This window comes from Saccharospirillum impatiens DSM 12546, assembly GCF_000423605.1.
Classification (GTDB): Bacteria; Pseudomonadota; Gammaproteobacteria; order Pseudomonadales; family Natronospirillaceae; genus Saccharospirillum; species Saccharospirillum impatiens.
This window is the reverse complement of the sequence record NZ_AUIH01000004.1, coordinates 108,666-131,603: the sequence shown is the minus strand read 5'-3', so window position 1 is coordinate 131,603 and position 22,938 is coordinate 108,666. Positions and strand designations below refer to the sequence as shown.

Genomic DNA, 22,938 nt, shown 5'->3' with positions numbered 1-22,938 from the left:
CTGGCCCGCGACGGCCACCGGGTGTGTCCCTGTGGGGTCGGCGTAAATCCGTCCATGGAGCCTAGGCCGCAGCATCCCTGCTGCGGACTACCCCACAGGGACACACCCGGCAGCCGTCGCTCGTTTGTTCGGCGAACTGCGAAACGTGAGTCGTTAACCATTGTCGCAAACGGGAGATCACAGTGACGGCACAATTCAGAAATCTTGTGTTCGAGGGCGGGGGTGTTAAGGGCATCGCCTATGTCGGCGCCATGCAGGTGCTTGCCCGTCGGGGCTACCTGGATCACATCACCCGCGTGGGTGGAACCAGCGCCGGGGCCATCAATGCGCTGATGTTTGCGCTCGGCTATGACATCAAGACCCAGCGGTCGATCATCAACTCAGCTGACTTCAACGCTTTTATGGATAACTCCTTTCTGTTCATTCGCGATATGAAGCGCCTCTGGACGGAGTTTGGCTGGAACAGGGGCGACTATTTTGCCGACTGGGTGGGTGGCTACATCAAACAGCAACTGGGCGATGCCCGGGCCACCTTTGCCGATCTGGCAGCGGCCGGGCAACCCGATCTGTTTGTGGTTGGCACCAATTTGTCGACTGGCTATAGCGAAGTATTTTCCCGCGAGCGACACGCTGATATGCCGTTGGCAGAGGCGGTACGCATCAGCATGTCGATTCCCTTGTTTTACCGGGCAGTGCGCTTTGGCCCACGTGATGACGTCTACGTTGATGGCGGCGTTCTGCTCAACTACCCGGTCAAGCTCTTTGACCGTGAACGCTATATCGATATGGCTAATGAGCCGGAAGCCGCCCGCCGGGCAGACTATTACGAACACGAAAACCACCGGTTTCTTCTGGAGCGTCCCGGGCGCAGCCCTTACGTCTACAACCGCCAAACACTGGGCCTACGGTTGGAAACCCGGGAGGACATCGGGATTTTTCGTTACGACGAAGCACCACGCAGTGAACCGGTAACCGATTTTGGTGGCTACGCTAAAAGCCTGGTCCGATCACTGCTGCGTGTGCAGGAAAACCAGCACCTGCATGGCGATGATTGGAAGAGAACGCTCTACATAGACACGCTTGATGTCGAAACGACTGATTTTGGCTTGTCTGGCTCTAAGAAGCTGGCGTTGATAGAGCAGGGCATAGAGGGTGCGGAGACGTTTCTTGGCTGGTTTGAAGACCCGGCAAACGCGCCGCCAAACCGGTTACCCGAAGCACGAGTGCCGCGTGTGTTGTTGCAGCGCGGCGCCACAGGGGAAGCCGTTGTAACGCTTCAGGCACTGATGAACCGGGCCGGGACAATGCTGGTGCCGGACGGTGCCTTCGGCCCAGGTACCGAACAGGCGGTCACTCATTGTCAGGCTTGGGCCGATCAGCCTCAGTCGGGCGTGGTGGATGAGGCATTGTGGCAGTGGCTGGAGGCCCTGCCAGAACCGTTTCCACCGCTGCCAACAGAAGGTGTCGCCTTTATTGCCCGGGAAGAGACTGGTGGCCTGGCCTTTTATCAGGATCACACCCGCTGGCCGCATTACCCGGGAGAAGCCAGCGGCATTACCATTGGGCTGGGTTACGACCTGCGCATGAACACTCTTGAAGATTTCAAACGGGACTGGGCGTCGGTGTTGCCACCGGCTGTGTTCAAGGTGCTGGCACTGGACATCGGCAAAGCCGGCACCAAAAAGCGGGCCAGGGCATTAAAAGCGGTGGGTATTGATGTTCCGTTCAATCTGGCCTGGCAGGTGTATACCGCCACAACGCTGCCACGTTATTACCAACTGACGCAGAGTATCTACCCATCACTGGACCGGTTGCCGCCGCTGTGTCGTGCCGTTCTGGTCAGCCTTGTATTCAATCGGGGGGCGTCGCTGCGTGGCGATACCCGACGTGAAATGAAAGCCATTCAGACGTTGCTGGTGCAAGCGGAGCAGGCCTCGGCAGACACGCAACGCTGGCACGCCATTCTGATTGGCGTGGAGGATGAAATTGTGGCCATGAAGCGACTTTGGGGGTCGGGTTCCGGGCTGGTCAAGCGACGTCAGGCAGAGGCGAATCTATGGCGCCGGGGCCTGGAATCGACGTGATCATTCTTTTGTGTTGTAAGTATTTTCTGTCACTGCTATTCATCAATGGGAGGCTGAGGGCGTCTAGCGGTGGCCCGGATTCACCAATGAACGGAGGAAAAACAAAAAAATGACATAAAAACATCACATTCTTGTCATATTTATATTAGATTCTATATTGAACGCTTGTTCAAAAAAGCGCGCTCAGTTTATTCAGCGCTGTTCACACACTGAGACTGACCAGTACGTGTGTAAAGAATTCTCGAGAAAGACAACAGGAGTGGGACCATGACATTTACAAGACGGAAGTTTATAAAAACATCCATGGCAGCTGGTGCAATGGCTGCCAGCCCCTTCTACATCAACCGGGCACTGGCCGAGAGCCAGGAACTGCGAATCTACGCCTGGGCGGGGTATATCACCGACGAAATGCTGAATGATTTCCGTGAAAAAACGGGTATCAATGCGACTTTCACCCCCTATGGCACCAACGATGAATTGATGAACAGCTTGCGGGCTACCGACGGCTCAGGCTTCGACATCATCATGCCGACAGTCGACCGGGTTCCGGGTTATGTCGATTTTGATCTGGTCCAGGCACTGGATACCAGCCGCATTAATTGGGATGGCGCGCTTGAAAGCTCGATCGAAGGCTCAGAAGTGGGTGGTGTTGTCGATGGCCAGCGTTATTTTGCACCATCAGACTGGGGCACCGAGGCGATTGCCTACCACACCGACTACTCCAGCATCGATCGCAACAATTTGAGCTACGGGGATCTGTGGAACCCTGATCATGGAACCGGTGTTACCGTGCGCGGCCACTCGGCCCTGATCGGCATCGGCCTGTGGCTCGAACAGCAGGGTAAGCTGCCATTCCCCTTGCTCGACATGTTCCAAACAGAAGCCGCTGCGCGTGCCAACTTTGAGGAAATCGTCAAAGTGGCCGTTGAGCACAAGAGCATGATTGCCCAGTTCTGGAACACAGAAAACGAAGCCCAGGGCGCGTTCCGCACAAACGGTGCGGTAGCTGGTCAAACCTGGGACAGCACCGCCTTCAACCTGATCCAGGAAGGTCAGCCGATCGCTTATGCGGCGCCGAAAGAGGGCGCACTGGCCTGGATGGAAGGCTTTGTTATTCCCAAGAACGCCCAGAACGTCGATGCGGTCTACGAATTCATCAACTGGTACTACACCCCCGAAGCGGGTGCCATGTTTGTGAAAGCTACCGGCTATAACTCGACGGCACGGGGTGCCGAAGCCTTGTTGCCGCAAGCGACCAAGGACTTCTTTACCAATTCCTACACGGCTCAGGATCTGGCTAACCTGTGGTGGTGGCCCATCCAGGAGCCCTGGTATGTGTCGATCCGCAACGAGTACCAGGACCGCTACCTGTCAGCCTGATTGATCTGAACAGACCCGCTGTTCCAGCGGATTCAATACAGCCCCGCCCGTGCGGGGCTTTGGTCGTTCCGGGATGGAAGGCCTGATTCTTGTAAGCACCAGGGACGCTTAGACAGGAAGTAACGGTTATGGACAGTCGAGTCCATCTTGACAACATTTCTATGAAATTCGGCGATTTTACAGCCGTACACCCGCTGGACCTGGACATTCAGTCCGGCGAATTTTTCAGTTTTCTGGGCCCTTCGGGCTGCGGTAAAACGACGTTATTGAACATCGTCAGTGGCTTTCTGGAGCCCACCACCGGGTCGATCAGCATTGGCAATGAACCCATGGGGGCCGTGCCCGCCAACAAGCGACCCACGTCCATGATTTTCCAGAATCTGGCGTTGTTTCCGCTCATGAGCGTGGCAGAGAACATCGAGTTTGGCCTTGAGGTACGGGGCGTCAGCAAAGCCGAGCGGCGTAAAGTCTCGGATCGGTTGCTGGAGCTGGTGGATTTGCCACACAGTGGCCAGTACCGGATTGATGATCTGTCTGGCGGGCAGAAGCAACGGGTAGCCATTGCCCGGGCGTTGGCAGTCGAACCCAAGGTGTTGCTGTTGGATGAGCCCTTGTCGGCGCTGGACCTTAAACTGCGCCAGCATATGCGTACCGAACTGAAAGAAATTCAGCGGCGCACGGAAATTACCTTTATCTACATTACTCACGATCAGGGCGAAGCGCTGACCATGTCTGACCGGGTTGCGGTCATGTCTGCTGGTCGCTTGCAGCAGGTAGATACCCCTATCGAGCTCTATCGCAAACCCAAAACCGCCTTCGTCGCCGAGTTTGTGGGCGAGAATAACCGGTTGCCGGGTAAAGTCGTTGCCGTCGACGGTGACCAGGTGCTTGTCGATTGCGGCGCAGCGGGGCAATTCAGAGGTCAACTGGGTGGCCAACTGGAACCCGGCCAGCCGTGCGGCCTTTATGTGCGGCCCGAGAGTCTGAAAGCGGCGACCGATCAGGACACGAACCGTCTGGATGTCAGTGTTGAAACCGTTAATTTTGAAGGTGCCCATCTGACTCTGGAAACGCGCCACGCGCAATTGACGTCAATGGTGCACGTCCAGGCCGATCAGCGTGCTTATGGCGGCCAGGTAGAGCAGGGAGCTAACCTTTCACTGGGTTTTAAAACAGAGGAAACCGTGGTGCTGCCAGAGGACGGTCCTTTGGAGACAATCCATGATTAAGCAACTGACCGCCCGATTTGGCGGGCCAATGACGCTGGTGGTTCTGCTGTTGTTGTGGTTCTGGCTGATTGTTCTGGTGCTGTTGCCGCAACTGATCATGATCGACTACTCGTTCAAACCCAACTTGATCCCGAGCCAGCTAGGGGGCCCGGAGGATGTGTATACGCTGGGTAATTATCAGACCCTGGTTGGTAATGACATTCACCGGACCATTTTTTTCAAGACCATCTGGTCCAGCATTCTGGTGACCCTGCTGACGCTGATGGTTTCTTACCCGGTTGCGTATTTTCTGGCGCAACTGGCAACCGCCAAACAGGTGATGCTGATCGCACTGTTGCTGGTGATTCCCTATTGGATCAACGAGATTCTGCGAACCTTTTCCTGGTACCTGATTCTGTCGTTTCAGGGGCCTCTGAATGCCCTGTTACTGGGGATGGGGTTCATCGACCGGCCCATTCGCTTTTTATCCGGTGATGGCGGGGTGCTGATCGGCATGGTGTACGCCTACATTCTGTTCATGGTATTTCCGCTCTACAATGCGATTGAAAGCCTGGACAACAATCAGGTCAGGGCGGCCCGGAACCTTGGAGCCGGGCTAATTCGCATTCACTGGCGCATTGTCATTCCACATGCAAAACCCGGCATCGCCACCGGCTGTATCATGGTGTTTATGCTGGCTGCGGGCAGTTACGCGGTGCCCGCTCTGCTGGGCTCTCCGGGCAGTCGCTGGTTCACTCAGATCATCTACAACTGGTTCTTTGAAGGCGGTAACTGGAACATGGGGGCGGCTTACGCCTTTGTATTGTTGATTTTGTGCATCGGGTTTATAGCCGCGATCATGAAAGTATTCCGCATAGGCCTGGGGGATATTGGAAAATGACCTCGCAACGACTCATGTATTGGAGCATTCGTTTTTATCTGGTGGTGTTCTTCATCTATTTGTTCACGCCGCTGGTGATCATGTCGGTCGCTACGTTCAACGACAGTCGCTTTCCAACGATCTGGCCCTGGCGGGAAACGACCTGGCGATGGTTCGGCGAACTGGCCAACGACGGTGCCATGTGGGAAGCCCTGTTAAACAGCTTCATCGTGGGCCTGGGCGTCCTGGCGTTGGCCGTCCCGATTGGTGTATCGGCGGGTTTGTTTTTGTCGACCTATGAAGGGAAGGCGAAGAATTTCTACTACAGTCTGATGTTGTCACCGCTGCTGACGCCGGGCGTGATTATTGGCATTTCAACCCTGATTTTCTGGCGTAACCTGGGGGTTAGCGGGGGAATTGGCTTGACGGTTATCGCGCAAACCACCTTCATCGCCGCCTATGTCATGTTGATGGTGCTGGCGCGCCTGCAACGCTTTGACCGAACCCTTGAGCGAGCCGCCTACAGTCTGGGGGCAACCCATACTCAGGTTGTGCGCCGGGTGTTGCTGCCCTACCTGAAGCCGGCCATTATCTCCGCGGCGGTCATCGCCTTTCTGCAATCGTTCGAGAACTATAACACCACGCTGTTTGTTCGAGGATTCGATACGACACTGACGGTCTATATCGCGACCAAAGTCCGTACCGGTTTGACGCCAGCGGTCAACGCACTTGGCTTGATTATGATTCTGGTTACGGTGATTCTGGCGGTGGCTTATGAAGTGTTACGTCGTCGCGAACAGAAAAAGAAAGACGCACTCGACTGAGTCTGTTTGAACGCCTCGACACGCGGTAATCGCGCATTAATGCACTGGCGATTACCGCGTTTTGCCTCTATTTTTTACCCCGGTTTAAAAAAATTCAAACATCCTCCGATGCCCATTCCAGAGCCCTCTTCAACCGGACGTAACGATGACTGCACCCGGTGTTCGGTGTACCTGCGCGGCTCACTGGCGTATGGTGGGCATTACCAGATCTCGCTAAAGAGGTTGGATCCATCTATCAATCAAAGAGGCTTCTCTTATGAAGAAAGATCCAAACAAGGGTTACATAGCATTGCTGGGCTGGAGCCTTAACGCGATTGAGGCTGCAGAAGCATTCGACAGACGCTACGTCGTTGTCGCACCTGACTGGGCCGAAGAATATTGCCTTGAACACAATATTCCCTATGTGCCCTGGAATTTCGAACGGCTGAACGACCGGTCGATGGAAATTGCCCAGACGCTTAAAGAAATGGGCGTCGATGTTTCCATTCCCCTATTTGAGGAAACGGTTGAGTGGGCCGGTGCGATTAACTCCGTATTGCTCGATAACCCCCGTCTGTTAGGGCAGGCCATGCTGATGCGTGATAAATCGCTGATGAAGCGGCGTGCGCAACTCGGTGGTATTCGGGTCGGTATTTTCGAGGAAGCTCACGATCGGGATGACGTCATTCGCTTTTTGAAGCGGGTAAACCAGACGTTGTTGAAGCTCGATGGTGACCCGAACGATCCGATTCACGTAAAGGCTTTTGATAAGGCTGGTTGTCTGGGGCACCGGGTGATTCGTACGCCGGATGAAGTCGACAGCATTCCGGACGAAGAGTTCCCGTCGTTGATGGAATCGCATCTGGATGGCTGGGAGTTTGCGGTTGAAGCCTGGATTCATAACGGCAAAATCCGCTTCCTGAACATCTCCGAGTACGTCAAACTTGGCTATTCCGTCTATGTGCCGGCCTCTCCGGAGCTGGAAGCGTATCGCGAGAAAATCACTCGGCAGATTGAGCTGTTGATCAAGACGTTTGACATCGAATTCGGGCTGATTCACCCCGAGTACTTTGTGACCAGCGATGGCACCATGTACTTTGGCGAAGTAGCCTACCGTCCGCCGGGTTTCAAGGTGTTCGAGTTGCTTGAGCGGGTTTATGAAGGCTTTAATGCCTATCAGGCCTCCATGTTGGTGTTCGACCCGAAATCGACTGAAGAAGAGGTTGAAGCCTACTTCCCGAATGCAGTCACCGACGCCAAAGCCCATGCCGGTTGTTTCGGGGTTTACCCGCGCCGTCGTGTCGTCAGTCGGCTGGAGATTCCGGAAGAGACGGAAGATCATCCGTATTTTGAATCCCACGAGCTGACCACGCCTCAGGAAGAGATCGTGACCAAGCGAACGGCCTTTGGTACGCATTGGGGCTTGCTGTTCTTTGTGGGCAAGGATCCGAAAGAGATGCACCGTCTGCTGGAGCGTCAGCAAGACCTTGATTTTTACGTCTGATCTGGCAATAAGGCGGTGGTCGGGTAAGGTACTCTGGTAATGCACGGCAGTCTCTCTACAGGAGAAACAGTGTGAGCTTTAAAGGAGACATTCGGTGAATCCGGATACCACAACGCCATCAGAAGGTTCCAGACTGGACGGCCTGATGAGCCAAATGGATGACGCAATCGAGAAGCTGGCGCAAGCGCCTGCCTTTTCCAAGCCGGCCAAGGTAGGCCGGGTGTTCGATACCGCCAGGCGAGTCATGTTGCAGGATGGCGGGTGCGCTGCTCTGGAAACGCGCATTCAGGCACTTGAGGCGTCTGGCGTGTTCTGGGGCTCGGACTGGGCGAAACCGACCATTCTGCTCCCGACCTTGTCCCGTTATTCACTGCAAAGTCCGGTGGCGGAAACTGTGGTGATTGAAGCGCTCAGCGAATTGCGTTTTCTGGCGGTTGCGCGAGGTATATATGAGCACAGCGAGCTGTCTGCGGAACAAGCCAGTCATTTTCTGACCCAGGTGCTGGCTGCGAATCTGTCCATGTTGTTTACCCCGCCCAGTGAAGCGGAACGTGAGACGCAGGGACGGCTCGCTCAGATTCCGCGCAAGTTGCTGACACACCTGGCAGAGCGGGTCGGATACGATCAGATTATCGATCAGCTGATTGAAGAAATCTGGCGAATTCTGAACCAGCGGCCGATCCAGGTTGATTCCATCAAACAGATGATCACCCAGATCGCCATTTGTCAGGCTGACCCGGAGATTGATCTGGGCAGCAGCGGGCAGGGCGCAGATCGCCTGGTGAGTAGTCTGTACGGCCCGACTCAGGCATGCCGTGACGATCCGGGGGTGGACGCCTATCAGCATAATCTGGATTCCATGGATTCCAGCGCTTTGTTGAAAGAAGCCACCGGCTTTGCCCGTGCCATGCACGATACCGGTTTGGTGTCTCCCTACCACTCCACCCTGTTGCGTCATTTGCTGGAAACCGATGATCATCTGTTACCGGAAGCGCTGGGCTTGTCAACCACAGGCCGGGACTGCTTGCTGTGCTATCGGGAACTCGTGTATGCCCTGATCAGGGAAGCGGTGCATCCACAAACCCCGCAGGCCATATATGGGCTGTCACTGACACTGGAACGGGGCATTCTGTACCACCCCTCGGTCGCGCCGGCTCTGTGGCGCCAGTTGGCGCTGATTTTGTCGGAGTGGTCACGCAGTCGATTGTCGATGGCGTTTGGTGATGCCATCGAGCCACGTTCACGTTTGCTGGAAGGGGTGCTCTGTATGCTGGGGCAACCACTGGGCGTCGGGCAGGGTAATAACCCGACCTGCCAGTCAGCACGGGCCTTGTCGATGTGGGCCTACAATGACCCCGACTATTTGCTGCAAATGGTCGCCTGGGCAGCGCGGGATGACGAGATCATCATGCATTTCGAGGGACAGTCGATTTCCTCCTGCGAGAGTCAGTCGGGTGTTGCCAGCAGCTTGCCGATGGATCTGGATGCCGTGTCGTTACTGGTGGTGCCCCATCTGGACCGCATTTATGCCGAGATGGGCCGTCGCTGTATTGGCCGTGAAGGGGATCCACATCGCTGGGTTAACCCGGAATTTCACGGTTGGTGGTCTGGTCGCGGGTTTAACATCAACGTCGATGTGGCGACAGGCGCACTGAACAATCTTGAGGATTTTCTGCGCCATTTCTACGCCTCCTACCACCCATACTACAACGGCAATCAGCCGATGATTCATCCACAACCGGCTGGCATTGCCGTGACGGACCGGGCAGCGCGCTTTATTGGCTGGCACGCGATCACCATTCTGCGCGTGGCCACGGACCCCGACCAGGTGATGCGGGTGTACTTTTATAACCCCAACAACGACAGCGGTCAGGACTGGGGTGATGGGGTTGAGGTCAGTACCGCTGGCAAGGGTGAGCGTTACGGCGAAGCTTCACTGCCGTTTGCTCAGTTTGCATCGCGGCTGTATATCTTTCACTTTGACCCGCTCGAACGGGGCGAACTTGCACTGATCACCCGTGACGAACTGGACGACGTAGTGGGCTACATTCATCGCAGTTGGGGGGCAGACCGCGTTCCTGCCGGGGAACTTCAGGCTGACCCGGGGCAGGATTGAGTCCACCTGTCACCTCTTAACCTGAGCTACTTGCTATCTTCAGGTCGAACGTCCATGAGACAAAACGCGGCGTTCTACCTTTCTTTCTGGTGCTATCATCAATCTGAAAAGCCCTTAAGCTGCGTATAGTCGGCGTAGTCTGGTACATCTGTCCGTGTTCGCCACTGAAAGCGCAGTGACGAATCAGGTTGTTCAGGCCTGCCCTGCTGGAGTAGCTTGGTACAGCGAGACCCAAAGATTCTCACCATTGGCCGGGTACCTTTACCGGTTAGTTGCCGTCCAATCAGGGATCAGTTGAGTCGGTTTCGCGGGCGACCCTGTGGCGCCAGATCATGCGTAATACCCCCAAAACAAACATTCATAAGGTGGGTTCGTATTGGAGACTTTTCAGCATCAGTTGCAGAAGTTCGACCCGGGTATCATCTGGCTCGATGGCAGTAATCGTGTTTCGGCACTGAACGATGTAGCGCGCCGGGTCCTGGGCCCGGCAGCCGATCGTGCCATCGGTCAGGAGATTCTTCAGTTTCATCCGGAAAAGAGTCGGGGCAAAGTGGCCTTTCTGCTCGAATCGGCGGCCTGTCCGGTGGAGTCGCCACCCCCGGTTACGATGATGATCAATATCCCGGATCGTGTTCTGCTGATTAAAGTCTCCAAAATGCTGGGTATCGAAGGCGATATGGGCGCAGGCACCTGCATGATTTTCTACGACCTGACCGAACTGACTACAACACCGCTGACCCCGAACAGCGATCAGGGCCGGCCACGGCAACTGTTCAAGTTACCGGTCTACATCAACAACCGCATTCTGCTGGTGGATCTTGATGAGGTGGTTCATCTTAAGGCCGAAGGTCACTACACCACGGTTTACACCCACAAAGATCATTATCTGTGCAATTTATCGCTCTCCGACCTCGAAGATCGTATGGCCGATGGCAAGTACATGCGGGTGCATCGCAGCCATATGATCAACTTGCAATACGCCAGCGGCTTTGAAAAACAGGACGAGCAGAGCTTCGTCTTTATGGATTGCGCCGATCAGGCCAAAGTGCCGGTCAGTCGCAGCAACGTAAAAGTGTTGAAAGAGAGTCTGGGGCTGGTTTAAGGAACCAGGCTCAAGGTAATACCCGGGTTCGAACCGACCATTTCTGGCGCGGCAAAGTGATCTGATTCCGGGTTAAAACGTAGGGCCTGCCGGGTCGGACAGCGACCTGCATTCAGGACACTATCCCGCCATTCATGTGCCATTTCCGGCCATTCAGGTTTTGGCAATTGCACCTCCGGTCACTTCCCCTCTAGTCTGATTTGCGACGTTTAACACCTCCTGCACGTTATGGATGATTGCCGGTGTCTGCTAGCGGCCGTCGTTCAGACAAACAATTACAACAACAAAGGAGATCGCACATGATCCCGGGTGTTTTTGACTACCACGCGCCAACCACCATGGCCGATGCTATCGCGTTGCTGGCTCAGTATGGCGACGAAGCCAAGGTGCTGGCAGGTGGGCACAGCTTGCTGCCAATGATGAAGCTGCGCTTCGCCGAGCCTGCCTACCTGATCGACCTCAATAAAATCAACGAGCTGCGCGGCATCAGCGAAGCCAATGGCATGGTTCGTATTGGTGCCATGACCACTGAAAATCAGCTCATTGCCTCTGATTTGCTGGCGCAGAAATGCCCGCTGATACCGGAAGCGGCCCGACTGGTAGCCGACCCTCAGGTACGCAACCGGGGCACCATCGGTGGTGATATCGCCCACGGCGATCCGGGTAATGACCACCCCGCCGTCATGCTGGCCGTCGGAGCGTCTTTTGTTCTGGCGGGACCCGCTGGTGAACGCACAGTTGCTGCCGATGGTTTCTTCCTCGGTACCTACTGGACCGGCCTGGAAGAAGGCGAAATCCTCAAGGAAATTCTGGTGCCGCCGGTCACGGCGAGCACTGGCCATGGGTATGCCAAGTTGAAACGCAAAACCGGGGATTACGCGACCGCCGGTGCGGCGGTGCAACTGACGCTGAACGGCGATGTCTGTGACAGCATTAACATCGGGCTGACCAACGTGGGTGCCTGTGCGATCAAAGCAACCGAGGCCGAGGATGTGTTGCGGGGGCAGGTGATCACCGAGGCGCTGATACTGACAGCGGCCGAGAAAGCCATGGCCATGACCGACCCGGCCGAGGATTTGCGCGGTGACGTCGAATACAAAACTCATATGGCCGGGGAGATGTGCCGTCGCGCGCTTCGTCAGGCTCTGGCACGTGCAAAAGGGGGTGCATAACCATGGCTAAACAACACATTACTTTCACGCTTAACGGTCAGGCCGTTGAAGCACTGGTGCACCCGCGTGAATTGTTGATTCACGTTCTGCGCGAACAATTGATGCAAACCGGAGCACACATCGGCTGTGAGACCAGCCATTGCGGTGCTTGCACCATCGATATTGATAACGAGTCGGTCAAGGCTTGCACCATGCTGGCGGTTCAGGCCGACGGTGCGGACATTCTTTCGGTTGAAGGCCTGGCGGCCAATGGTGAATTGCATGCCGTGCAACAGGCGTTCGTGGACGAACACGGCCTGCAATGCGGTTTTTGCACGCCGGGAATGCTGTTGCGTGCCTACCGGTTCCTGAAAGAAAACCCGACCCCCACCGAGGAAGACATTCGTTGGGGCATGTCTGGCAACCTGTGCCGTTGCACCGGTTATCAGAACATCATTAAAGCGGTTCAGACTGCGTCACGCACGTTGCAGGCCGAGTGAGGGGAGTAGAGACCATGACCACAGCAGAAAGCCTGGACCGCCAGGACAAATTGCAGGGTGTCGGTTGTTCGCGCAAGCGCAAAGAAGACCCCCGTTTCATTCAGGGCAAGGGCAACTACGTCGACGACATTAAACTGCCGGGCATGCTGTACGGTGATTTCGTGCGCAGCCCCTATGCTCATGCCCGTATCAAGTCGATCAACAAGGAAGCGGCCCTGGCATTGCCGGGTGTGCATGCGGTGCTAACCGCCGACGATCTCAAACCGCTGAACCTGCATTGGATGCCGACTCTGGCCGGCGACAAACAGGCCGTATTGGCCGATGAAAAGGTGTGCTTTCAGTATCAGGAAGTGGCGATGGTCATTGCTGACGATCGTTACATCGCGGCCGATGCGACCGAGCTGGTTGAAGTCGAGTACGAAGAACTGCCGCCATTGGTCGACCCGCATAAAGCCCTGCTGCCTGATGCACCCATCATCCGTGAAGATGCGGCCGGTGCCGACGAAGTGGGACAAGGCCAGCGCACTCACCCGAATCACATCTTTACCTGGGATGTTGGTGATGAGGCGATGACGGATCGGGCGTTTGAAAACGCAGACGTCGTGGTCTCACAGGAAATGCTGAACCAGCGTGTTCACCCGAGTCCGCTGGAGACCTGCGGCTGCGTAGCCTCATTCGACAAGGTTCGGGGCGAACTGACGCTGTATCTGACGTCTCAGGCACCGCATGTGGTTCGTACTGTGGTGACGATGTTATCGGGCATTCCCGAAAGCAAGGTGCGAGTGGTCTCGCCTGACATAGGCGGGGGGTTTGGCAACAAGGTGGGGATCTATCCGGGGTACGTGGTTTCTATCGTGGCGTCCATTGTACTGGGGCGCCCGGTGAAATGGATCGAAGACCGGATCGAAAACCTGTCGACTACGGCCTTTGCCCGCGATTATCACATGATCGGTGAGTTGGCGGCGACGAAAGACGGCAAGATCAAGGGACTGCGCGTTAACGTTCTGGCCGATCATGGTGCCTTTAACGCTCATGCCCAACCGACCAAGTGGCCAGCGGGTTTTTTCAGTATTTGTACCGGTTCATATGACATTCCGACCGCTTACGCCAAAGTCAAAGGGGTGTACACCAATAAAGCACCGGGCGGGGTCGCGTATCGTTGTTCTTTCCGGGTGACGGAGGCGGTGTATGTGGTCGAGCGAATGATCGACGTGCTGGCGCACAAGCTGGAGATGGACCCGGCAGAACTGCGCATGAAGAACTTCATTCAGCCCGAGCAGTTCCCCTATCACTCGGCGCTTGGCTGGGAGTACGACAGCGGCGATTATCCAACGGCTTTGAAAAAAGTCATGGAAGCGGTCGACTATGCGGGTCTGCGCAAAGAACAGGCCGAGAAAAAAGCTCGGGGAGAGATCATGGGCATTGGCCTGTGTACCTTTACCGAAGTTGTGGGCGCAGGTCCGAGCAAGTCCTGCGATATTCTGGGGGTTGGCATGTTTGACAGTGCCGAGATTCGGGTGCATCCGACCGGCAGCGTCATAGCCCGCATGGGAACCATCACCCAGGGGCAGGGCCACCAGACCACCTACGCACAGATCATCGCCACGGAACTGGGGTTGTCATCGGAAGACATTCAGATCGAAGAAGGCGATACCAGCACGGCGCCTTATGGTCTGGGTACTTACGGTTCCCGCTCCACTCCGGTTGGCGGTGCGGCCACGGTCATGGCGGCTCGCAAGATTCGGGAAAAAGCCCGCAAGATTGCCGCCCACCTGATGGAAGTCAGCGAGAACGATCTTGAGTGGGATGTCGACCGCTTTCGCGTCGCTGGCAACCACGAACAGTTCAAAACCATGAAAGACATCGCCTGGGCGGCCTACAACAACGTGCCGGAAGGCATGGAAATGGGTCTGGAGTCAGTCGACTACTACGACCCGCCCAATTTCACCTATCCGTTTGGCGCCTATCTGTGCGTAGTCGACATCGACCGGTTTACCGGCGAATTGAAGGTACGCCGTTTTTACGCCCTGGATGACTGCGGAACCCGCATTAACCCGATGATTATTGAAGGTCAGGTGCACGGCGGGCTGAACGAAGCTTTCGCAGTAGCCACCGGTCAGGAACTGCCTTACGACGAACAGGGCAACCTGCTGGGCAACACCTTTATGGATTATTTCTGGCCCACCATGGTGGAAACACCGGTGTGGGAACTGGACTACACCGTGACCCCATCGCCGCACCATCCGATGGGCGCCAAGGGGGTGGCCGAGTCACCTCACGTGGGCGGTATCCCGTGCATTTCGAATGCGGTGAACGATGCCTTCATGCAGTTTGGAGCCAGTCACGTGAACATGCCACACAACGCCTGGCGAAACTGGAAAGCCATTCACGAGTTGGGCCTCGATAAGCAATAGCCCGCAGCTCGTCTGAGGGGTTGTCCGGGTTTGGTGCCAGAGGCGATCCCTGTTCACTCTGCCGGGCGATGTCCCGGCGGTACCACTCAATTCAAGATTGCCTAACAAGAAGAGACGTCAATTATGCAAGTGAATCTGGACAAGGTATTCAAACTCAGCGGTCCGGCCAGCAACGCCTGGACTTTCCTGCAGGATATTCCGGCGGTAGCCCGCTGTCTGCCCGGAGCGGAGATTACCGAACAGGTTGACGATGCCAACTATAAGGGCACGGTTAAAGTCAAAATCGGACCGGCAACGGCAAATTTCAAAGGCGATATCAACATCAAGTCTATTGACGCGTCCAAACAGCAGATTCAGATGGTCGGCAAGGGTGGCGATGTGAAAGGTACCTCCAGCGCCACCATGGATCTGACCGCAAGCGTGCGTGAACTGGAAGGCGGCGGCTGTGAACTGGTCGGGTATGCCGAGGTGTCGGTGACCGGCAAGATGGCGAGTCTGGGTGGCCGGATGATGAACCAGGTTTCCGATCAGATTCTGAACCAGTTTGGTGATAATTTCGCCAACCAGGTGCTCGCGATGGGCGAGGGTGAAGCAGCCGAAGCGGCCGCGGAAAAAGCCGCCCAACAGCCAAAGGAACTCAACGGTTTTGCGTTTATCTGGTCTTTGTTGATGAACAATCTGCGCAAAGTGTTCGGTGGCAGCAAGTAGGCCGCCTGAGGCAGGAGCAATGCTATGAGTGAGGTGTCAGAGGTCGTCCGGTTTCAGCAGCAATTGAAACAGGTTGGCTACATTGGCGACTCCGACCTGGCGGCGAGTCTGTTGCTGATGTCCACGCTGCAACGCCCGTTGTTGCTGGAAGGTGATGCAGGTGTTGGCAAAACCGAAGTCGCCAAGGCGTTGGCGACGGTATACCAGTGCCCGCTGATCCGCTTGCAATGTTATGAAGGCCTGGACGTCAACACCGCCATTTACGAGTGGAATTATCAGCATCAGTTACTGGCGATGAAAATGGCCGAAAACCAGCAGCGCTCAGCCACCGAAGCGGAGCAACACATTTTCAGTGAACGCTATTTGCTGAAGCGCCCCTTGCTGCAAGCCATCACCCAGCCGGTTTCGCCGGTGTTACTGGTCGATGAAATCGACCGTGCTGACGAAGAGTTTGAAGCCTTCTTGCTGGAAGTCCTATCAGACTTTCAAATCAGTATTCCAGAGTTGGGCACCATTACAGCGACCACGATTCCCCATGTGATTCTGACCTCAAACGGCACTCGCGAATTAAGCGATGCGTTGCGCCGACGGTGTCTTTACCACTTTTGCGACTATCCGAGTTTTGACAAGGAACTGCGCATCATCAACAGCCGGCTGCCGGACATTGGGCAGCATCTGGCTGGCCAGATCGTCGAATACGTACAGCAGTTGCGCACCCTCGAATTGCGCAAGAACCCGGGTATCGCCGAGACACTCGACTGGGCGGCAGCACTGGTCAGTCTGGACGTCAGCGATTTACAGGATGACCCGGAACGAATCATGGATTCCCTGGTCTGCTTGCTGAAAACGCGTGAAGACCGGGCGGCTGTCGATGCTGTGGTATCCGCCCGGCTGGTGGCGAGAGCCGGTTGATGCAAACGCTCGGGTCGCCCTCAACGGATACAGGCGGTGAAGCAGTGGTTCATCGTCTGGTCGGATTTTTGCGCTTCCTCAACGCCAATGATTTTCACATTGGTGTGCCCGAAGAGCTGGACGCCCTGCGGCTGGCCAGGCAGGGCCTGTTGATGGAACCGCGCCGCCTGCGCTGGGGCTTGCGCGCTCTGTTGTGCAGTGGGGCGACAGACTGGCGACGCTTTGACGACCTGTTCGATGCCTACTGGCGAAAAGCCAATCGCAAGGTTGAGGTCCGTGCCAGCGCCAGTCGGAAGATTGATCGCCAGAGCGAAACCAGCGGTTCAGGGGGCCCGGGTGGGTCGACTCCCCAGGCGGCAGAGCAGGCGGGTGAGGGCGAAGACAATGATCTGCCCGGTGGCGGCAGCAAAGGCGGCGCTAGCCGTCAGGCCATCAACGCCACGACTGATTTTCGGTTTTTGGTGCATGACGATCAGCAACGCGAGATGGAACAGTTGATTCAACGCATGGCGCGGCGCATGCGTCGGGTACAGTCGCGACGCCAGCGGGTGTCGCGTCAGGGGCGGCGCTTGCATATGCGACGGACGCTGCGCAACAGTTTGAAGTATGGCGGTATGCCGCTGGACCTGTCTTATCAGCAGTCAAAACGGATGTTACCGCGCATGGTGGTGATTCTGGATGTCAGTCGCTCGATGAGTCTGTACAGCACCTTTTTTTTGCGGTTTGCACGGTGTCTGACCGGGGCGTTCAAACAGGCTGAGGTATTTGTGGTGCATACCCAACTGGTGCACGTCACCCGGGCGCTGATCGAATCGGATTCAGTGCGCATGCGCGAGAAGCTGGCGCTGATGTCCCAGGGCTGGTCGGGCGGCACTCGAATCGGTGATTGCCTGGTTGAATTCAACCAGCGCTATGGGCGCCGGCTAATCAGTCGCCGAACCCAGGTGATGATTGTCAGCGACGGCTATGACACCGGCGAACCCGGGGTGCTCGCACAGTCGCTGCGCCAGATTCAGCGTCGTGCCCAAAAGGTGATCTGGCTGAACCCCTTGCTGGGGCGTGACAGCTATTTACCGGTCGCCACTGGCATGCAGGCGGCGTTGCCATTTCTGGATGTCTTTGCACCGGCCCACAATCTACAGAGTTTGCTGGCGCTTGAAACCGAGTTACTGAGTTAGTCAAACAATCAGGGGAGGCCGGATATCGTGCCCAGGGTGCCAGCAGATCTCTCCAACCCTAAGGAGTACACACCATGAGCGGTGTTATGGATTCCGAACAGATACTGCAAAAAGCCAGTGAATTGAAGGCGGCAGGTGTGCCTTTTGCGCTGGCGACTGTCGTGCGCACCGAACAATCCACCTCAGCCAAAGCGGGGGCAAAAGCGATTGTGCAGGCCGACGGGACCATTCAGGGCTGGGTGGGCGGAGGCTGTGCCCAACCGGCCGTGTTAAAAACAGTCAGACAGGCACTGGCCGATGGCGAGGCCCGGCTGATTCGAATCGCGCCCGATAAGGAGGCTCAAGCTGAGGAGGGCGTTCAGGTTTTCGGGATGAGCTGCTACAGCGGTGGCGTTCTGGATATCTTCATTGAGCCGGTCGTCGCCCGGCCGGGTTTGCTCGTCATTGGAGTTTCACCGGTGGCGCAGGCGCTGGTGGATCTGGCCAGCCGCGTTGGTTTTTCGGTCACACTGGCCCGACCGGACGGTTATTCCGAACCGGTAGCCGGTGCGGCCCGGCAACTGGACAGCCTGGATTTGTCGGCCTTGTCGGCGGCAGCCAGCCAGTATGTTGTGGTGGCGACACAGGGCAAAAAAGACGAGGCAGGCCTCGAGGCAGCCCTGGCTACCGGTACTCAGTGGCTGGCGTTTGTCGCCAGCGAGAAAAAGGCACAGCGGATGCGGGACTATCTGCTCGACCGTGGCCAGAATACAGCCGCGGTTACCGCCATTCGATCACCCGCCGGTATTGAGATTGGCGCCAGAACACCGGAGGAAATAGCCCTGTCTGTATTGGCAGCGCTGGTTCAGGCGCGCCGCAGCGGCGAGATTGACCTGCCGGTTGCAGCGGCGACGGCAGGCGCACCGGCTGAATCCGGGGCGGTTGCGATCGATCCGATTTGCGGTATGACGGTTGATTTGGACGGTGCCCGGTATCGCAGTGAGTACCGGGGCGAACCCTATTATTTCTGTTGTGCCGGCTGCCAGCGCAAGTTTGATACCTCGCCCGCTGATTACATGACCTCCGAGGCCGTGTAATGCGCATTGTGGCCATTGTGTTGGCGGCCGGTGAATCGCGGCGCATGGGGGATCGCAACAAGCTACTGTTGCCGATGCAGGGTAAGCCACTGCTGCGCCGCACGGTGGAGACCGTGCAGGGCGCTGACGTCAGCAGACTGATTGTGGTGCTCGGCCATGAAGCCGACAAGGCCCGGGAAGTACTGTCTGGTCTGGCGGTAGAAACCGTATACAACCCCGATTATCAGGTCGGGCAAATGACCTCGGTGCATGCCGGGCTCAGCGCGATTACCGGGGCGTGCGACGGCGTGATGATTTGCCTGACCGACCAGCCATTGCTGACACCACAGGATCTCAATGAGCTGATCGATGGCTTTGCAAACCGCACCCGGGGTTCAATTCTGGTGCCGACCTGGCAGGGCCAGCGTGGTAATCCGATTCTGCTGGCCAGTGAGCACTGCGAAACCATAGTAAAGGGTGAGACCAACCTCGGGTGCCGGCGATTGCTCGAAAAGCACCCGGAACAGATCAGCACGCTGGCGATGTCGAACGACCATGTCGTCGTTGATATGGATACACCCGAAGCTTACGAACAAGTCTGTAGCCGCCTTCACCGGGCAGACACAGTACCAGCAAACCCGGAATCAACACCGGCTTGGGAAAAAGGTAACCGAAATGGCTCAGGAAATACTTGAGGTACTGAACCAGTTGCGAACAAAAGGCGAGGCACACGCTGTGGCGACCGTGGTTGAAACACGGGGCTCGGTTTCTGCCAAAACCGGATCAAAGGCTGTTATCGATGCCAGCGGGCGGGTCATCGCCGGCTGGGTTGGGGGCGGCTGTGCCGAGTCTACGGCCTGTGATGTGGCGCTGAACTGTCTGAGCAATGGCGACTCCCAGATCATCGACATTGACCTCGATGATGAAATGCTCGGCGCCGGCATGCCTTGTGGTGGTCATATGCGGGTCTATGTCGAGCCGGTGTTGCCCAAACCCAGGCTGTGGATCATGGGCCATGGCCGGGTGGCGGAAACCCTGTGCATACTGGGCGATCTGATGGGGCTCGATGTGGTGGTCAACGACCCCATCGTTGACTGGGAGCGATACCCGAATGCGCATCAGTTGATCACCGATGATCTGGATTATGATCAGTTGACACCTGCTGAAAACGACTTCGTAGTCATTGCCACCCAGCACAAGGGTGATCACGAATCGATGAAGCGCGCCCTGGCATCGAAAGCTACCTACATAGCCCTGATCGCCAGTCGCAAACGGTCACGATTGGTGATGGACTACTTGCGCCAGGAAGGATTTTCCGATGACGAGCTGGAGCGGGTCATCGCGCCTTCCGGTTTGGACTTGGGCCCCCGGCTACCAGAGGAAATTGCGCTGTGCGTTGTCTCTGAAATCGTCATGATCCGGCGTCGGGGAACCGGGCTGCCCATGAAGCAGAAACTGGCGTTGGAAGATGCTGAAGCCGCTACCCGGGCTGCGTCGGAACCGGTTAAGTTGAGTCGGCGGCCATGACAGCGAAGTTGGGTGTGGCGGAGTTTATGCAGGCGTTTCCGCTAGTGTGTGCAGAGCCCGCCAATCTGCATTATCTCGACAATGCGGCGACCACGCAGAAGCCGGAAGTCGTTATCGATGCCATGACGGACTGCTACCGGAAGACCTATGGCCCGGTGCACCGGGGGCTGTATCCACTGGCTGAGGCCGCCAGTGACCTCTATGAGCAAGCCCGTGAGACGGTTGCTGCTTTCATCGGAGCCGACACCCCGCGTGAGATTATTTTCACCCGCTCAGCCACCGAGTCAATTAACCTGGTTGCCCGTGGCTGGGCCAGCCATCAGCTGGGTCCGGCCAAGGCAGCCTGGGTCAGTCGGCTGGAACATCATTCCAACTATTTGCCCTGGCAAGCCGTCTGCAATGAGCAGGGTGCTCGCTTGGGGATCATTGAATTGCAAGCCGATGGTGCGCTCGATTTGAACGCCTGTGAATCGCTGTTCAGTGATGAGACCGGGTTAATTGCGATCAGTCTGGTGTCGAATGTGACGGGCAGCATTCAACCCGTTGCGGACCTGATCAAACGCGCTCACCGGCACGGCATTGTGGTATTGGTTGATGCCTGCCAGGCAGCCGGCCACATCGAATTGGATGTGGCACAGCTGGATTGTGATTTTTTGGTGATGTCGGGTCACAAACTCTACGGGCCGACCGGTATCGGGGTTTTGTATGGTCGCACTGCCTTGCTTGAACAGACCGATCCTTTATTGCTTGGAGGAGGCATGGTCGATTGGGTGGGCGAGCGGCACAGTCAATGGTCCGGGTTACCGGCGAAATTGGAAGCAGGGTCTCCCAATCTGGCGGGCGCGGTCGGCCTGGCGGCTGCCATTCGGTTTCTAAACGAATTTGAACTGAAGGACTTGCACGCTCATTCACAAGGTTTGGCGAATGCGGCCATCGATCGCTTACAGCGCCTGCCTGGGGTGAGTGTTTATTCGTCTGCATTGTCCCGTGAGGGTACCGGCATCGTGTCGTTCAATATTGACGGTGTTCACCCTCACGATTTGGGGCAAATTGCCGGCGAGGAGGGCGTCGCTATTAGAGCCGGACACCATTGCTGCCAGCCGTTGATGCAGCATTTCAATGTGGCCGCAACTGCCCGGGCCAGTTTTGCACCCTACAACACGCTTGACGACGTCGAAGCACTGGTCGGTGCTGTTGAACGCGCCCGAATGATGTTTGCCTGAGGAGGACCATGGCTATGACTGATACATCGCTTTACCGTGAAGTCCTGATGGATCACTACCGGCATCCCAGAAACAAAGGCGACCTTAGCAACGCTGATTTGGTTCGGCGTGGCAGTAACCCCCGCTGTGGAGATGACCTGGAAATTGGTGTTTGCTTTGCGGGTGATACCCTAAGGCGGGTTTGTTTCCACGGTCGCGGTTGCTCGGTATGTATGGCTTCGGCGTCCATGATGACTGAAGTGGTGACCGGGCAAAGTCGGCAAGCCGTTCGGGAACTGTGTGATCGCATGAATGCCTGGACGCTGGGGCAAACTGATCAGGTGCCGGCTGAGCTGCTGCAACCTCTTGACGCAGTTCGAAAGCATTCGGCTCGTCAGCGATGTGTTTTACTCAGCTGGGTGGCCCTGGCTGATGCGGTGTCTTAATGAATGTCCCCGAAGGAGTCGTCGTTGACCTATAAAGCGTTATCCGGACTGGACAGTCTTTGGGCGACCCCCATCAGGAGAGTTCGTTATGTTGACGCCCAGTCGATAAATCCGGTATTGGCTGCCCTGTTTCAGCAGGAAAGGCTATCCGCAGGTGCGGGCGATGCATCCGTGTTTAGCAGTTCAGATGACTTGCTGATTCGCTACGATGACCCGGTTCTTAAACAACTGTTTCAGTTTATTTCCCAGACCGTCTTCGAGTTGGCCGCTGAACTGAATGGCGATCTCTGGCAACAAAGCCCTTCCTTGAGAATGAACATGAACGTTGTGGGTGCCTGGTTTCAGATTCAAAACGGCGGTGCATTTCACGATGTGCACAGTCATGGCAACTGTTCCTGGTCCGGTGTGTATTACGTTCAGGCCGATGACGATGAAGTGAGACGAGAGCATCCTGTATACGGTGCACTGAATGGGGTCACGCGTTTTTATGGCCCGCAAACGGAACAGATTGCCGGGGCTTATATGGATTCCGGCAATCTGTATCTTCAGCGCAATAGCTGGGACTCTCTGCCTGAACCCGGGGTATTGTGTGTGTTTCCTTCTCATCTGAAGCACATGGCCCTGCCGTACCAGGGTCAGAAAGACCGCATCATCTTGTCGTTTAATGCTCAGGTTCATGGTGATCAGGGTGACGGCGTGCTGGCATTCAGTATGGGCTGATTGGTCGGTGGTGTTACACTGAAGGCCATCATGGTGTTTATGAGAGAT

General features: G+C 56.4%; 20 protein-coding genes. All 20 read left to right on the top strand.

Annotated features, from left to right (window positions below; genetic code table 11):
- The first annotated feature begins 182 nt into the window (after nt 1–182).
- Complete coding sequence (locus G565_RS26290) at nt 183–2,084, top strand: patatin-like phospholipase family protein (protein WP_084649219.1); 1,902 nt, start codon at nt 183–185, stop codon at nt 2,082–2,084.
- A 267-nt stretch (nt 2,085–2,351) separates the two neighbouring features.
- Nucleotides 2,352–3,464: an extracellular solute-binding protein gene (locus tag G565_RS0104220; RefSeq protein WP_028669839.1), complete on the top strand. Its 1,113-nt coding sequence runs from the start codon at nt 2,352–2,354 to the stop codon at nt 3,462–3,464.
- A 128-nt stretch (nt 3,465–3,592) separates the two neighbouring features.
- On the top strand, nt 3,593–4,693 hold the full coding sequence (locus G565_RS0104215) for an ABC transporter ATP-binding protein (protein WP_028669838.1): 1,101 nt from the start codon (nt 3,593–3,595) through the stop codon (nt 4,691–4,693).
- Entirely contained in the window at nt 4,686–5,573 is an 888-nt protein-coding gene (locus G565_RS0104210) for an ABC transporter permease (protein WP_028669837.1), read from the top strand. Before G565_RS0104215 ends, G565_RS0104210 begins: the two co-directional genes overlap by 8 nt.
- The gene (locus G565_RS0104205; RefSeq protein ID WP_028669836.1) at nt 5,570–6,376 is read left to right on the top strand and encodes an ABC transporter permease; all 807 of its coding nucleotides are present in this window, start codon (nt 5,570–5,572) and stop codon (nt 6,374–6,376) included. Before G565_RS0104210 ends, G565_RS0104205 begins: the two co-directional genes overlap by 4 nt.
- 256 nt (nt 6,377–6,632) lie before the next feature.
- On the top strand, nt 6,633–7,859 hold the full coding sequence (locus tag G565_RS0104200) for a carboxylate--amine ligase (protein WP_028669835.1): 1,227 nt from the start codon (nt 6,633–6,635) through the stop codon (nt 7,857–7,859).
- A 145-nt stretch (nt 7,860–8,004) separates the two neighbouring features.
- Nucleotides 8,005–9,975: a hypothetical protein gene (locus tag G565_RS0104195; protein ID WP_051207306.1), complete on the top strand. Its 1,971-nt coding sequence runs from the start codon at nt 8,005–8,007 to the stop codon at nt 9,973–9,975.
- Nucleotides 9,976–10,351: 376 nt separating this feature from the next.
- Nucleotides 10,352–11,077 (top strand): LytTR family DNA-binding domain-containing protein, encoded by a 726-nt coding sequence (locus G565_RS0104190; RefSeq protein WP_028669833.1) that lies wholly within the window; start codon nt 10,352–10,354, stop codon nt 11,075–11,077.
- Between the two features lie 299 nt (nt 11,078–11,376).
- A complete protein-coding gene (locus tag G565_RS0104180) occupies nt 11,377–12,249 on the top strand; it encodes an FAD binding domain-containing protein (RefSeq protein ID WP_028669832.1) in 873 nt (290 codons plus the stop codon).
- 2 nt (nt 12,250–12,251) lie between these two features.
- Nucleotides 12,252–12,728 carry a (2Fe-2S)-binding protein gene (locus G565_RS0104175; RefSeq protein ID WP_028669831.1) on the top strand — a complete coding sequence of 159 codons (477 nt, stop codon included), beginning with the start codon at nt 12,252–12,254 and terminating at the stop codon, nt 12,726–12,728.
- A gap of 14 nt (nt 12,729–12,742) precedes the next feature.
- Nucleotides 12,743–15,142: an aerobic carbon-monoxide dehydrogenase large subunit gene (locus tag G565_RS0104170; protein ID WP_028669830.1), complete on the top strand. Its 2,400-nt coding sequence runs from the start codon at nt 12,743–12,745 to the stop codon at nt 15,140–15,142.
- 123 nt (nt 15,143–15,265) lie between these two features.
- Nucleotides 15,266–15,850 (top strand): SRPBCC family protein, encoded by a 585-nt coding sequence (locus tag G565_RS0104165; RefSeq protein WP_028669829.1) that lies wholly within the window; start codon nt 15,266–15,268, stop codon nt 15,848–15,850.
- A gap of 24 nt (nt 15,851–15,874) precedes the next feature.
- Nucleotides 15,875–16,762, top strand: a complete 888-nt coding sequence (locus tag G565_RS0104160) for an AAA family ATPase (RefSeq protein ID WP_051207304.1) — start codon at nt 15,875–15,877, stop codon at nt 16,760–16,762.
- Nucleotides 16,762–17,940, top strand: a complete 1,179-nt coding sequence (locus G565_RS22925) for a vWA domain-containing protein (RefSeq protein WP_037337639.1) — start codon at nt 16,762–16,764, stop codon at nt 17,938–17,940. Before G565_RS0104160 ends, G565_RS22925 begins: the two co-directional genes overlap by 1 nt.
- A gap of 74 nt (nt 17,941–18,014) precedes the next feature.
- Nucleotides 18,015–19,016, top strand: a complete 1,002-nt coding sequence (locus tag G565_RS22920; protein ID WP_051207302.1) for an XdhC family protein — start codon at nt 18,015–18,017, stop codon at nt 19,014–19,016.
- On the top strand, nt 19,016–19,690 hold the full coding sequence (locus G565_RS22915; protein ID WP_051207298.1) for a nucleotidyltransferase family protein: 675 nt from the start codon (nt 19,016–19,018) through the stop codon (nt 19,688–19,690). Before G565_RS22920 ends, G565_RS22915 begins: the two co-directional genes overlap by 1 nt.
- Entirely contained in the window at nt 19,671–20,522 is an 852-nt protein-coding gene (locus G565_RS22910) for an XdhC family protein (RefSeq protein ID WP_051207295.1), read from the top strand. Before G565_RS22915 ends, G565_RS22910 begins: the two co-directional genes overlap by 20 nt.
- The gene (locus G565_RS0104135) at nt 20,519–21,745 is read left to right on the top strand and encodes an aminotransferase class V-fold PLP-dependent enzyme (RefSeq protein WP_037337636.1); all 1,227 of its coding nucleotides are present in this window, start codon (nt 20,519–20,521) and stop codon (nt 21,743–21,745) included. Before G565_RS22910 ends, G565_RS0104135 begins: the two co-directional genes overlap by 4 nt.
- A 14-nt stretch (nt 21,746–21,759) precedes the next feature.
- A complete protein-coding gene (sufU, locus tag G565_RS22905; RefSeq protein ID WP_169579611.1) occupies nt 21,760–22,170 on the top strand; it encodes a Fe-S cluster assembly sulfur transfer protein SufU in 411 nt (136 codons plus the stop codon).
- A 24-nt stretch (nt 22,171–22,194) separates the two neighbouring features.
- Nucleotides 22,195–22,890 carry a putative 2OG-Fe(II) oxygenase gene (locus tag G565_RS0104125; RefSeq protein WP_028669826.1) on the top strand — a complete coding sequence of 232 codons (696 nt, stop codon included), beginning with the start codon at nt 22,195–22,197 and terminating at the stop codon, nt 22,888–22,890.
- The last annotated feature ends 48 nt before the right edge of the window (nt 22,891–22,938 follow it).